The 12503-nt window shown below is 76.0% G+C and carries 12 protein-coding genes; all 12 read left to right on the forward strand.

What is annotated here, in order from left to right; translation table 11 throughout:
- The first annotated feature begins 31 nt into the window (after positions 1 to 31).
- The 12 genes from ACSUPR_RS28095 (at position 32) to ACSUPR_RS28150 (ending at position 12493) form a co-directional block, all read left to right on the forward strand.
- Complete coding sequence (locus ACSUPR_RS28095; protein ID WP_436887947.1) at positions 32 to 766, forward strand: class I SAM-dependent methyltransferase; 735 nt, start codon at positions 32 to 34, stop codon at positions 764 to 766.
- Positions 763 to 2577, forward strand: coding sequence for an ABC transporter ATP-binding protein (locus ACSUPR_RS28100; protein ID WP_436887948.1), 1815 nt, complete (start codon positions 763 to 765; stop codon positions 2575 to 2577). Before ACSUPR_RS28095 ends, ACSUPR_RS28100 begins: the two co-directional genes overlap by 4 nt.
- Before the next feature lie 20 nt (positions 2578 to 2597).
- Positions 2598 to 4316, forward strand: coding sequence for an ABC transporter ATP-binding protein (locus tag ACSUPR_RS28105; RefSeq protein WP_436887949.1), 1719 nt, complete (start codon positions 2598 to 2600; stop codon positions 4314 to 4316).
- 35 nt (positions 4317 to 4351) lie between these two features.
- Positions 4352 to 5584, forward strand: a complete 1233-nt coding sequence (locus ACSUPR_RS28110; RefSeq protein ID WP_436887951.1) for a cytochrome P450 — start codon at positions 4352 to 4354, stop codon at positions 5582 to 5584.
- Positions 5578 to 5844 carry a ferredoxin gene (locus ACSUPR_RS28115; protein WP_436887953.1) on the forward strand — a complete coding sequence of 89 codons (267 nt, stop codon included), beginning with the start codon at positions 5578 to 5580 and terminating at the stop codon, positions 5842 to 5844. The genes ACSUPR_RS28110 and ACSUPR_RS28115 overlap by 7 nt, the downstream gene beginning before the upstream one ends.
- Before the next feature lie 35 nt (positions 5845 to 5879).
- Complete coding sequence (locus ACSUPR_RS28120) at positions 5880 to 7394, forward strand: ABC transporter substrate-binding protein (RefSeq protein ID WP_436887954.1); 1515 nt, start codon at positions 5880 to 5882, stop codon at positions 7392 to 7394.
- A complete protein-coding gene (locus tag ACSUPR_RS28125; RefSeq protein WP_436887956.1) occupies positions 7391 to 8392 on the forward strand; it encodes an ABC transporter permease in 1002 nt (333 codons plus the stop codon). Before ACSUPR_RS28120 ends, ACSUPR_RS28125 begins: the two co-directional genes overlap by 4 nt.
- Positions 8389 to 9204, forward strand: coding sequence for an ABC transporter permease (locus ACSUPR_RS28130; RefSeq protein ID WP_436887958.1), 816 nt, complete (start codon positions 8389 to 8391; stop codon positions 9202 to 9204). Before ACSUPR_RS28125 ends, ACSUPR_RS28130 begins: the two co-directional genes overlap by 4 nt.
- On the forward strand, positions 9191 to 10612 hold the full coding sequence (locus tag ACSUPR_RS28135; protein WP_436887960.1) for an ABC transporter ATP-binding protein: 1422 nt from the start codon (positions 9191 to 9193) through the stop codon (positions 10610 to 10612). Before ACSUPR_RS28130 ends, ACSUPR_RS28135 begins: the two co-directional genes overlap by 14 nt.
- A 28-nt stretch (positions 10613 to 10640) precedes the next feature.
- The gene (locus ACSUPR_RS28140; RefSeq protein ID WP_436887962.1) at positions 10641 to 11243 is read left to right on the forward strand and encodes a helix-turn-helix domain-containing protein; all 603 of its coding nucleotides are present in this window, start codon (positions 10641 to 10643) and stop codon (positions 11241 to 11243) included.
- Positions 11244 to 11315: 72 nt separating this feature from the next.
- Positions 11316 to 12005, forward strand: a complete 690-nt coding sequence (locus ACSUPR_RS28145) for an SAM-dependent methyltransferase (RefSeq protein ID WP_436887964.1) — start codon at positions 11316 to 11318, stop codon at positions 12003 to 12005.
- On the forward strand, positions 12002 to 12493 hold the full coding sequence (locus ACSUPR_RS28150) for a DinB family protein (RefSeq protein ID WP_436887965.1): 492 nt from the start codon (positions 12002 to 12004) through the stop codon (positions 12491 to 12493). Before ACSUPR_RS28145 ends, ACSUPR_RS28150 begins: the two co-directional genes overlap by 4 nt.
- The last annotated feature ends 10 nt before the right edge of the window (positions 12494 to 12503 follow it).

Raw genomic sequence — 12503 nt, forward strand, 5'->3', positions numbered from 1 at the left:
CTTTCCCGTACCCATCCTGGAGGACGTACCTGTGACGGCCATCGACTACTACTCACCGGCGGCCGAGTTCTTCGACCTCGTCGGCCACCGGCACCTGGTCTCCAGCGCACCCGCCCTGCGCGCGGCGCTGACCGGGCTGGACACCGGCCACGGTCCGATCCTGGACATCGGAGCCGGGACCGGCCTGGTGACCGCGACCATCGCCGAGATCCTGCCCTCCGCCCGGATCGTCTCCGCGGAGCCCTCACCGGTCATGCGGGCCGTCCTGACCAGCCGGGTGTTCTCCGACCCCGGCCTGCGCGGACGCGTCACCGTGCTCCCCGAACCGGCCCAGGAGCTGCCGCTGCCCGACTCCCTCTCCGCGGTGGTGATCTTCGGGGTGGCCGGGCACATCCCCCGGCCCGAGCGGATCGCCCTGTGGAAGCGCCTGGCCGACCGCCTGCCCGCGGGCGCGCCGATCGTCGTGGAGCTCATGGGGGTGGACACCCCCCGGTCCATCCCGTTCGTGCGCATGTGCCGGGAGGCCGTCGGCGAGCAGGTCTACGAGTGGTGGATCTCGGGCGAGCCCGCCGGTGAGGGCGTCATGCGCTGGCGCACCGAATGGCGGGTCTTCCGCGACGGTGAGCGGGTCCGGACGGTGGCCGACGAGTACGACTGGGAGACCTTCGGCGTCGACCGCCTGGCGGAGGAGTCCGGGCTGACCGTCAAGCGCCTCGCGCAGACCGGACGCGAGGCCACACCGGAGATCGGGGTGCTGGTCAAATGACCGTCGACGACACCGCCGCCGCCGCGCCGTCCGCCCTGCCGGAGGCCGGTCCCGAAGCGCGGCCCCCCTCCCCGCTCCGGGTCCTCCTGGGACCGGTCCGCGGCCGGGTCGCCGCAGCGGTCGTCCTCCAGGGAACGGCGGGCGCACTCGGCCTGGTGCCCCTCGTCTGCATCGTCGAGATCGCCCGGACCCTGCTGGAGACGGGGGCGGCCGACCCCGGCCGCCTGTGGACCCTGGTCGGCCTGGCCCTGGCCGGAGCCGTCGCGGCGCTGCTGGCCGGCGCGGCCTCCGCACTGGTGGGACACCTCGCCGACAACGACATGCAGCTGGCGGTCCGGCGCTCCCTGGCCGCCCACCTGTCACGGGTGCCCCTGGGGTGGTTCTCCGGCCGGGGCTCGGGCCGGGTCAAGAAGGCCCTGCACGACGACATCGCCGAGGTCCACTCCCTGGTCGCCCACACCCTGCCCGACCTGGCCGCGGTGGTCGCGGTACCGGTGGTCGCCCTGGCCTACCTGTTCTTCGCCGACTGGCGGCTCGGCCTGGTCGCCGTCGCCCTCATCGCGGCGGGGGTCTTCCTGTTCACCCGGGCCATGGCCGGCGGGACCGCCAAACTCGCCGAGGCCGCGCGGGCGATGGGCGACATCAACGCCGCCGCGGTGGAGTTCGTCGAGGGCATCCAGGTCGTCAAGCACTTCGGCGGCCACCGCCGGGCGCACGAACGGTTCCTGCGCGCCGCCGACGCCTTCTCCGATTTCTTCGCCTCCTGGTCCCGCGCCACCACCCCCGTCACGGTCGCGTCGTTCCTGCTGCTGTCGGCGCCCACGGTCACCGTGGCGACCGTCCTGGCCGGAACCGCCTTCACCGCGGCGGGGTGGAGCGACCCGCTCTCGGTGGTCGCCTTCGCACTCGTCGCCCCGGCGCTGTGCGCCCCCATGAACGTCATCGGGTCCCGGGTCCAGCAGATCCAGGGCGCGGCCGCCGCGGCCGCACGGGTCGCCGGACTGCTGGCGGTGCCCCCGCTCCCGGAGGGGGAGGACGGCGCTCCGCGCGACTCCCGCGTCGTCTTCGACGGCGTGCGCTTCGCCTACCCGGCCCAGGACGGCCGCGAGGCCGAGGAGGTGCTGCGCGGCGTCGACCTGGTGCTGGAGCCCGGGACGGTCACGGCGCTGGTCGGACCCTCCGGAGCGGGCAAGACCACCCTGGCCACCCTCCCGGCCCGTTTCCACGACCCCACCGCCGGATCGGTCTCCCTCGGCGGGGTCGACCTGCGCGACCTGCCCTCCGAGGAGCTGTACCGCAGCGTCGGGTTCGTCTTCCAGGAGGTCCGCCTGCTGCGCGAGTCCGTCGCCGACAACATCGCCCTGGGCCGCCCCGGCGCCTCCCGCGCCGACATCGAGGCCGCCGCCGGGGCGGCCCGGATCGCGGACCGGATCGAACGGCTGCCCCGCGGCTACGACTCCGTGGTGGGGGAGGACGCCGAGCTGTCCGGCGGCGAGGCGCAGCGGGTGTCCATCGCCCGGCTGGTCCTGGCCGACCCCGCCGTCCTGGTGCTGGACGAGGCCACCGCGGCGGTGGACCCCGTCGCCGAGGCCGACATCCAGGACGCCCTCGGCGAACTGGCCCGGGGGCGCACCGTCCTGGTCATCGCCCACCGGCTGGCCACCGTCGCCGAAGCCGACCGGATCGCCGTCATGGAATCCGGACGCATCGTCGAGTCGGGCACACACGACGAGCTCCTTGCCCGCAAGGGGCGCTACGCGGCGCTGTGGAGCGCACAGAACGACGGCGGCGAACAGGAAGAAGAACATTGATCCGCGACCTCCTCCGGGCCATGGGACCCGGACACACCCGGCCCATGGCGGCGTCCCTGGCGCTCACCGCCTGCGTGTCCGCCCTCCAGGGCGTGGTGTTCGCGCTCCTGGTCCCCGTCCTGCAGCGCCTGCTCGGGCCCGACCCCTCCGCGGCCCTGCCCTGGGCGGTCGTCCTGGCCGCGGTCACCGCCGTGTACGCGGTCCTGCGGTCGGTCAGCCTCTACCTGAACTTCCGTGTGGGCGGCTCCATCTCCCGTGCCCTGCACCACCGCCTCGGCGACCACGTGGTGCGGCTGCCCCTGGGGTGGTTCACCGGGGCCCGGCGCGGGGAGCTCAACCGCATCGCCACCGACGGCGTCTCCCGCACCACGAGCCTGCCCGTCCACACCTATCCTCCGCTCGCCGACGCGGCCATCACCCCCGTGGTGGCGGTCGCCGCCCTGGCCTTCTTCGACTGGCGGCTGGGCCTGGCCTGCGCGGCGCTGCTGGCGGTCCTGTGGATGGTCTTCAACCTGGCCTCGGACGCCGTGGGACGCGGCGACGCGGCCCGGGACGCCGTCGCCGACGAGGCCGCCGACCGGGTGGTGGAGTACGCCCGCGCCCAGCCCGTCCTGCGCGCCTTCGGCCGTGCCGAGCAGGGCCGGGCGAGCCTGGACCGGGCCCTGGAGGCCGAGCACTCCACCGCCCGCACCCTGCTCTTCAGGGCGATCCCCGCCCTGGTCGCCTACTCGTTCGCGGTGCGCCTGTTCCTGACCCTGGTCCTGGTCCTGGCGCTGTACCTCATGCTCGGCGGTGTCCTGTCCGCCGCGACGGCGATCGCCCTGATCGTGCTGGTCGTCAGGTTCGTCCACCCGCTGTCGGCGGCCGCCGAGAACGGCGCCTCGCTGCGGATGGCGGTCAACGGGCTGGCCGGGATCAACGCCGTGCTGGACGCCCGCCCCCTGCCCGAGCCCGTGACGCCCGTCGCCCCGCAGGGGGCCCTGGTCGAGTTCGACGACGTCCGCTTCTCCCACACCCCCGGCGGGGAGCCGGTCCTGGACGGCGTGTCCTTCCGGGCCGAACCCGGCTCCCTGACCGCGCTCGTGGGCCCCTCCGGCGGGGGCAAGAGCACCGCCGCCCGGCTGCTGGCCCGCTTCCACGACGTCGACGCGGGCCGGGTGCGCGTGGGCGGGGCCGACGTCCGCGACATCGGCGGCGAGGAGCTGTCCCGGCAGGTGGCCGTGGTCTTCCAGGACGTCTACCTGTTCGACGCCACCATCGCCGACAACGTGCGCCTCGCCGACCCCGGCGCCACCGACGAGGACCTCGAACGCGTCGCCGCCCGCTCCGGCCTGGACCGGGTCGTCGCCGAACTCCCCGACGGCTGGGACACCCCGGTGGGGGAGGGCGGCACCTCACTGTCCGGGGGCCAGCGCCAGCGGGTCTCGATCGCCCGCGCCCTGCTCAAGGACGCGCCGATCGTGGTCCTGGACGAGGCGTCCGCGGCACTGGACGCCGAGAACGAGGCGCTGCTCACCCGCACCGCCGTCGACCTCGCGCGCGAGGGGCGCACCGTCCTGGTCATCGCCCACCGCCCCGCCACCGTGGCGGCCGCCGACCGGATCGTCTTCCTCGAAGGGGGCCGCGTCGCGGAACAGGGCACCCTTGACGAACTCCTCGCCCTGGACGGCCGCCACGCCGCCTACCTCCGGGCCCGCGAACGGGCCCGCGGATGGCGGATCACCGCCGACCGCACCTGACCACCCCACCGTTCCCATCCGGGAGGACACCGGCCATGACCGCACCCGCTTCCGACACCCCCGACGCGTCCGCGGACGACGCACCCGTCGCCTTCCCCCTCGCCCGCTCCTGCCCCTTCTCCCCGCCCGACGAGTACAAGCCCATGCGCGGGAAGGGCGGCCTCACCAGGGCCGTCATCCCCAGCGGCAAGGAGGCCTGGCTCGTCACCGGCTTCCAGGACGTGCGCACCGCACTGTCCCACCCGGCGGCCAGCTCCGACGCCCGCAACCCCGCCTTCCCCGCCCTCGGGGACGGTGAGCAGGCCGTGGCCGCCGAGCTGCGGCCCTTCATCCGCATGGACCCGCCCGAGCACACGCAGGTCCGCCGCATGCTCGTCGGCGAGTTCACCGTCAAGCGCGTCCGCGCCATGCGCCCGGCCGTCGAGGAGATCTGCCGGGAGCAGGCCGACCACCTGCTCTCCCTGCCCGCCCCCGCCGACCTCGTCGGCGAGTACGCCAACCGGGTCTCCACCACCGTCATCTGCCGCCTGCTGGGCGTCCCCACGGAGGACCTGGAGTTCTTCCGCCGCATCACCTCCGTCTCGGGCGCCCGCACCAGCACGGCCGAAGAGGTCGGCGCCGCCCTGACCGACCTGTTCGGGCTCATCGACAGGCTCATCGACGAGAAGGCGGAGGAGCCCGGCGACGACCTCATCAGCCGCCTGGTCAACGGACCCCTGGCCCGGGGCGAGATCACCCGGACCTCGCTGCTGTCCCAGATCGGCATCACCCTCAACGCCGGCCACGAGACCTCCCGCAACATGATCCCCCTGGCCGCCCTCGACCTGCTGCGCCACCCCGACCAGCTGGACCTGCTGCGCGAGGACCCCTCGCTCTGGCCGGGAGCGGTGGACGAGCTGCTGCGCCACCTGTCCGTGGCCGACGTCATCACCCTGCGGGTCGCCACCGAGGACATCCCCCTGGAGGGGGCGACCATCCCCGCCGGGGACGGCTACATCGCCCTGCTGGCGGCCGCCGACCACGACCCGCGGGCCTTCCCCGACCCCGGGCGCCTCGACATCACCCGGGCCCAGCGCAACCACGTGGCCTTCGGCTACGGCGCCCACCAGTGCGTCGGCCAGAACCTGGGGCGCCTGGAGATCGAGGTCGCCCTGCGCGTCCTCTTCGAGAAGGCCCCGGGTCTGCGCCTCGCGGTGCCCCTGGAGGACCTGCCGCTGCGGTCCGCCTCGGCGATCTTCGGCCTGGACGAGGTGCCGGTGTCGTGGTGAACCCGGCCTCCGGCGGCGCTCTGCGCCTGGTCGCCGACACGGACGTGTGCGCCGGCGCCGGGCAGTGCGTCCGCGCCGCCCCCGAACTCTTCGACCAGGACGACGACGGCCTGGTGGTCCTCCTCGCCGCCGACGTCCCCGCGGCCTCCCGGGCCCGCGCCCTGGACGCCCTCGACCTGTGCCCCTCCGGCGCGATCGGCGTCCGGGAGAACCCGGAGTCCTCCCCCGCGCGGGGGGACCGGATCCCCCCTGGGCCGTGACCGCCACGGTCCCGAACAGAAACGAGAACCCACCGATGCGACGACGATCCCTCCTCGCGGTCCTGTGCGCCGCGACCCTGGCCGCCTCCGGGTGCTCCGGGGGCGGGGACGCCCCGGCCGACGCGGACCAGGAGACGACCCTGCGCTACGCGGCGGTCGGCGCGCCCGCGGCCACCACCGCCGACCCGCACGGCAGGGTCGGCAACGAGGCCGACTACCTGCGCTTCGCCATGCTCTACGACGTGCTCACCGTCCTGGACGAGCAGGGCGCCGTACAGCCCCGGCTCGCAGAGTCGTGGGAGCCCGGGGGCGACGACCTCACCCGCTGGCACATCACCCTGCGCCGGGACGCGGTCTTCTCCGACGGCGCCCCGGTCACCGCCGACGACGTCCTCTTCTCCCTGCGCCGCATCCAGGGCAAGGGGGCGGAGAACAACGGCCGCCTGTCCATGTTCGACCTGGAGGCCTCCTCGGTCTCCGGAGAGCACGAACTGGAGCTGGTCACCCGGCAGCCCTACGCCGAGGCCGGCGCGGCCCTGGCCTCGCTGACGTTCATCGTCCCCGAGGGCAGCGACGACATCACCGAGCCGGTCCCCGGCTCGGGTCCCTTCGTGCTGGAGGAGGCCGACGACACCACGGCGGTCCTCACCCGCAACGAGGACTGGTGGGGCCCCGGGGACGGGGCCGACCGCCTGGAGATCACCGCCATGCCCGACCCGGCGGCCCGCGCCGCCGCGGTCGCCTCCGGCCAGGCGGACGTCGCCGGGAGCGTGGCCCCCGCCACCGCCCGGCAGTACGCCGAGGGTGACGAGGTCGAGGTGGTCACCCGGCCCGGCGGGGTCAACTACCCGCTGGTGATGGACCTGGAGGCCGAGCCCTTCGACGACCCGGCGGTGCGCGAGGCGGTCAAGCTCGCCCTGGACCGCCGGGCGCTCGTCGACACCGTCTTCCTCGGCTACGGGGAGCCCGGCGCGGACCTCGTCGCCCCCTCGGAGCCCTTCGCCCCGCAGGCCGAGCCGATCGCACAGGACCTCGACCGGGCCCGCGAACTCCTGGAGGAGGCCGGCCACGGCGACGGGATCTCCCTCACCCTGCACGCCACCAACTCCTACCCGGGCATGGAGGAGGCCGCGGTGCTGGTCTCCGAGCAGCTCTCCGAGGCCGGCATCGAGGTCGAGGTCGAGGTCGGTCCGCCCGACACCTACTGGACCGAGGTGTGGAACGTCGAATCGTTCTACCTCAACAGCCTGGGCGGGAACGGGTTCGTGGACTTCTCCCGCATGGCCCTGCTCGCCGAGGGCCCGATCAACGAGACCGGCTGGAACGACGAGGACTGGGACGCCGACTTCCACACGGCCCTGGCCACCCCCGACGAGGGCGAGCGCCACGCCATGCTGGGCGACCTCCAGCAGCGCCTCGCCGACGGCGGCGGGTACGTGGTCTGGGGGCTCGGCGACGGCATCGACCTCACCGCGCCCGGGGTGACCGGGCTGCCCACCGGTCCCGGGTTCAACCGGCTCCGGATCGAGCAGGTCGAGGTCTCGGGTTGACGGCTCCGACAGGGGCGGCGCCGCAGGGCGCCGCCCCCCGGCCCCGGGGCCGGGGGGCCCGGTTCCCGAGGCCGCTCGCGGCCCTGGTGCGGGCCCTGCTGCTACTCGTCGCGGTGTCGGCGGTGGTCTTCGCGGCCACCTCCCTGCTGCCCGGCGACGCGGCGGAGCTGCGCGCCGCCCCGGGGGCCACCCGGGAGCAGGTCCGGGAGCTGCGGGAGGAGCTGGGCCAGGCGGACGAGCCCTGGCGGCTCTACACCGCGTGGGCCTCGGGCGTGCTGCACGGGGACCCGGGGGTCTCCCTGGTCAACGGCCGCCCCGTCCTGGACGCGATCCTCCAGCGGCTGCCCGCCACGGCCACCCTCGTCGGCGCCTCCCTGGCCCTGGCGGCACCGGCGATGCTCCTCCTGGGCGGGTGGGCGGGCACGGCGCGGCGGGGCCGCGGTACGGCGACCGCCCTGCTCACCGGAGGGGCCGCCGTTCCGGTGGCGGTGACCGCCTCCGGGCTGGCAGCCCTGCTCTCCGGGGTGCTCGGACTGGTCCCGGCGGTCTCCCTCCTCCCACCGGGGGACCCCCCGGTCCGCCACCCCGAGCTGCTGGTCCTGCCGGTGCTGTCCATGGCCCTGCCCACCGCCCTGTTCGGCGGCGGACTCCTGGCCGGGGCCGTCGCCGACGCCGCGTCCCGCCCCCACGTGGCCGACGCCCGCCGACGCGGGCGGCCCCCGTGGGCGGTCGCCGCGGTGGACGTGCTGCCGTTCCTGCTCGCCCCCTTCCTGCGGGTCCTGGCGGTGAGCGCGGGCGGCCTCATCGCCGCCGCAACCGTCGTGGAGACCCTCTTCGGATACCCGGGCCTGGGCTCCCTGCTGGTCTCCTCCATCGCCTCGCGCGACGTTCCCGTGATCCAGGCGGTGGCGGTGTTCGCCGCCGCCGTCGTGCTCACGGGCACCGCGCTCGCCGACGCGGTCGCGGGCGGCACCGATCCCCGGAGGCGGGCGTGGTGAGCCGCACGGCCACCGCCGTCCTCCTCGCCACGGTCCTGGCCGCCGCGGCACTGGGCGGCCTGGCCGCCCCGCACGACCCCACCGCCCCGCTCTCGGCCCCCTGGCAGGGTCCCGGGCCAGGGCACTTCCTGGGCACCGACGCCCTGGGCCGCGACGTGTGGTCCCGGGTCCTCGCCGGAGGCGCCGGGCTGCTCTCCGTCTCCGTCGCCGCCGCGCTGGCCGCCTCCCTGGCCGGCGTCGGCGCGGGCCTGGCCGCCGGCTGGTACGGCGGCTGGACCGACCGGATCCTGAGCTCCCTGGCCGACCTGCTGCTCGCGGTCCCCTCCCTGCTGCTGGCCCTCGTGGTGGCCGTGGCCCTGCCCGGGCACGCCGCCGTCGTCACCGCGACCGTGTGCGGCGGAGCGCCGCTCACCCTGCGGGTGGTGCGCGACGCGGTCCGCGCGATCCGCGGGACCGGGTACGTGGAGGCGGCCCGGTGCCGGGGCGAGAGCGGCGCGGCGATCCTGGCACGCGAGGTACTGCCCGCCATGAGGGGGGTCGTCACCGCCGACCTGGGCCTGCGGGTCGTGGTGGCGCTCCAGATCGCCTCCGCCCTCAACGTCCTCGGGTTCGGACCCGCTCCGCCCGCCCCCGACTGGGCGCTGATGCTGCGGGAGAACATGCTCGGCATCGCCATGAACCCGTGGTCCGTGGCCGCGCCGGCCCTGGCGATCGGCCTGACCACGGTCGCCCTGGCGCTCGCGGTCCACCTCGTCACCGGTCGGGGCCCCGCCGCCCCGCAGCGAAGGAAGGACATCCGTGTCGGGACTTGAGATCCGGGACCTGCGGGTCGCGGACCGCGCCGGCCGCACCGTCGTCGGCCCGTTCGACCTGGACGTTCCCGCCGGGGAGGTGGTGGCCCTCATGGGGGAGTCGGGCGGCGGGAAGACCAGCGCCGTCCTGGCCGCCCTCGACGCCCTGCCCGACGGCCTGCGCCGGGTCGGCGGCCGGGTGCGCTGGAACGGGTCCACCGTTCCCCCGGGGCGGGCCGCACGGCTGTGGCGGCGCGCCCGTGTGGGATTCCTCGGCCAGGACCCGGCCTCGGACCTGCATCCGCTGCGCACCGTGTCGGGGCTGGTCGCGGAGGGCCTCGGAGCGGGTCCGCGCCGCGATCCCGCCGGAGCGGCGCACCGGACCCTGGAGGGCCTCGGGCTGGACGCCCGGGCGCTGGCCCGCCGCCGCCCGCACGAGCTCTCCGGCGGCCAGGCCCGGCGGGTGGCCCTGGCCAGGGCACTCGTCGGCGATCCGGGGCTGCTCGTCCTGGACGAGCCCACCAGCGGCCTGGACCCGGCGGCGCTGGAACTCGTGGTCGACGTCCTGCGCGAGCGCCGCGGGGCACCCGGCCGGGCCACGGTCGTCATCACCCACGACCGGGCCTTCGCCGAGCGGACGGCCGACAGGGTGGTCGTGGTCGGCGACACCCCGCCGGAACACCCGGGGCGGCGGGAGGCGGTGGCGGGCGGGGACGCCGACGGCACGCCGGTCCTGGAGCTGCGATCGCTGTCCGTCGACGCCCCCGGCGGCGGGCCCGCCCTGCTGGAGGGGATCGGCCTGGCCGTTCCGCCCGGCGGTTTCGTCGCCCTGGTGGGCCCCTCCGGAAGCGGGAAGTCCACCCTGCTGCGCGCCGTCGCCGGGCTGCACCCGCCGCGGACGGGGGCCGTGGCGGTGGCGGGGCGCACGGCCCCGGCCCGGGTGGAGGACCGGCCGCGCGACCTGTTGCGCGCCGTCCAGTTCGTCGGCCAGGACCCGGTGGGCGCGCTCCACCCCTCCCACCGGATCGGCACCGCTCTCGCCCGCCCCGCCAGGGTCCTGCTGGGGGAGCCGCGCGAGCGGGCGCTGGAGCGGGCCGCCTCCCTGGCGGCGGAGGTCGGCCTGCCCCCCGAGACGCTGGACCGCACCCCCGGCGGGTTGTCCGGCGGGCAGCGCCAGCGGGCGGCGATCGCCCGCGCCCTGGCCGCCGAGCCTCGGGTCCTGCTCGCCGACGAGGTGACCTCGGCGCTGGACTCCCGCAGCGCCCGGACCGTGCTGGACCTGCTGGACGCCCTGCGCGCCGAGCGCGGGCTGGCGGTGCTCATGGCGACCCACGACCGCGCCGTGGCGGCCCGCGCCGACCGGGTCCTGGCGGTGGACCCGGAGCGCCGGGCCCTGGTCCCCGAGCCGCTCGTCCTCGGTCCCCGCTGACCCCGGGGCCGGGCGCTAGATTGCGGATATGGACGACGCCGGGGCGCGAGGCCCCATCGAGGACGACGCCGCGGTGCTGGGCGCCGTGGGCGAGCGGCTGCGGCGGCTGCGCACCGGGGCGCGGCTGACCCTGGCCGGGCTGGCGGAGCGCACGGGGATCACCCCGAGCACGCTCTCGCGCCTGGAGACCGGTCGGCTGCACCCCACCCTGGGCCAGCTGCTGCCGCTCTCGCGCGTGTACCGGGTGCCGATCGACGAGCTCGTGGACGCACCACGGGTGGGGGACCCGCGGGTGCACCTGCACCCGGTGCGCCGCTTCGGCCTGACGTTCGTCCCGCTCACCCGGCGCGCGGGCGGGGTCCAGGCCTACAAGGTGGTCTACCCGCCCGCCCGGACGCTCCCGCCGCCCGAGCTGCGCACGCACGAGGGCCACGAGTGGTTCTACGTGCTCTCGGGGGCCGTCCGGCTGGTCCTGGGCGGCGACCAGGACCTGCTGCTGGGCGCCGGGGAGGCCGCGGAGTTCGACACCCGGGTCCCGCACTGGATCGGCAACCCCGCCGAAGGGGGACCCGCGGAGGTCATAGCGATCTTCGGGACGCAGGGGGAGCGCATCCACCTGCACGGGGACTGACGGCCCGACCGGGCCCTTGCACATCCGCAAGAAAGCGTGCGCCGCGGGCGCGGGCACCCGCACGATGGCGTCATGGGAACAGACACCACCCGCTCCGGCCGCGATTTCTGGGAGAGCCGGTACCGGGACGACGACCCCTCCGCCCCCCTGCCCGCACCGGGCCCGGCCTTCACCGCGCTGATCAAGGAACTGCTCCCCGGAGCGCCGCCGGGATCCGGGCCCGACGGCGCGCCCCGGGCACTCGAACTCGCCTGCGGACGCGGCGGGGACGCCCTGTGGCTGGCCTCCGCGGGGTGGCACGTCACCGCCGTCGACATCTCGGAGCACGCCCTGGCCGCGCTGGCCGAACGCGCCCGCAGGGCCGGCGTCGGAGACCGCCTCGCCGTGGAGCGCCACGACCTGGCGAGGTCCGCGCCCCGCCCCGCCCGGTGGGACCTCGTCTGCTCGAACCACTTCCACACCGTGGTGGACCTGGACCGCGACGCCGTCCTGCGCCGTGCGGCGCGCTCGGTGGTCCCGGGCGGGCTGCTGACCGTCATCGACCACGGCTCCAGCGCCCCCTGGTCCTGGGAACAGCGCGACGACCACCCGACCGCGGCCGACCTGTGGCGGTCGCTCGGACTCGGGGACGGCTGGAGCGCCCTCGTGTGCGAGCAGCGCGAGCGGACCGCCCGCGGGCCCGAAGGGCGGACCGCGACGGTGGTCGACACCGTGGTGGCGGCACGCCGCACCGGCACCGCGGGGGAGGGCACGCGCTCATGACCGCTCCGCCGCGCCGGCACGACCGGCCGCCGCCCCGGACCGGACCCGGGGAGAGGGAGGTCCTCACCGGTTTCCTGGACTACCTGCGCGAGAGTGCCCGGGCCAAGCTGGAGGAAGCCCCGGAGCGGGACCTGCGGGCCCCCGGCGTCCCGTCGGGCACCAACCCGCTCGGCCTGGTCGGGCACCTGTCGTACGTCGAGCGCTTCGTGTTCCTGGGGGAGCGGCCCCGTGACTGGTCGGCCACCTTCCACGCCGCCCCGGACGAGGGCGTCCGGGACGTCCTGCGGAGGTACCGCGAGGCCGTCGCCGCCGCCGACCGGGCCATCGCCGCCTGCGAGGACCTCGGCCGGCCCGCGCACGCCGGGAGTCCGGGGCATCCGGCGCCGTCCATGCGCTGGGCCCTGGTGCACATGATCGAGGAGACCGCCCGCCACGCCGGCCACCTCGACATCCTCCGGGAGCTGGTCGACGGCCGCACCGGACGCTGACCCGGCGCTT

Source organism: Nocardiopsis dassonvillei (genome assembly GCF_964273065.1).
GTDB lineage: Bacteria > Actinomycetota > Actinomycetes > Streptosporangiales > Streptosporangiaceae > Nocardiopsis > Nocardiopsis dassonvillei_B.

Bases quoted from the DNA above. Each gene is read 5' to 3' on its own strand.
- ACSUPR_RS28100 (WP_436887948.1), top strand. From the start codon at position 763: ATGACCGTCGACGACACCGCCGCCGCCGCGCCGTCCGCCCTGCCGGAG.
- ACSUPR_RS28140 (WP_436887962.1), top strand. From the start codon at position 10,641: ATGGACGACGCCGGGGCGCGAGGCCCCATCGAGGACGACGCCGCGGTG.
- ACSUPR_RS28120 (WP_436887954.1), top strand. From the start codon at position 5,880: ATGCGACGACGATCCCTCCTCGCGGTCCTGTGCGCCGCGACCCTGGCC.
- ACSUPR_RS28110 (WP_436887951.1), top strand. From the start codon at position 4,352: ATGACCGCACCCGCTTCCGACACCCCCGACGCGTCCGCGGACGACGCA.
- ACSUPR_RS28105 (WP_436887949.1), top strand. From the start codon at position 2,598: ATGGGACCCGGACACACCCGGCCCATGGCGGCGTCCCTGGCGCTCACC.
- ACSUPR_RS28150 (WP_436887965.1), top strand. From the start codon at position 12,002: ATGACCGCTCCGCCGCGCCGGCACGACCGGCCGCCGCCCCGGACCGGA.
- ACSUPR_RS28145 (WP_436887964.1), top strand. From the start codon at position 11,316: ATGGGAACAGACACCACCCGCTCCGGCCGCGATTTCTGGGAGAGCCGG.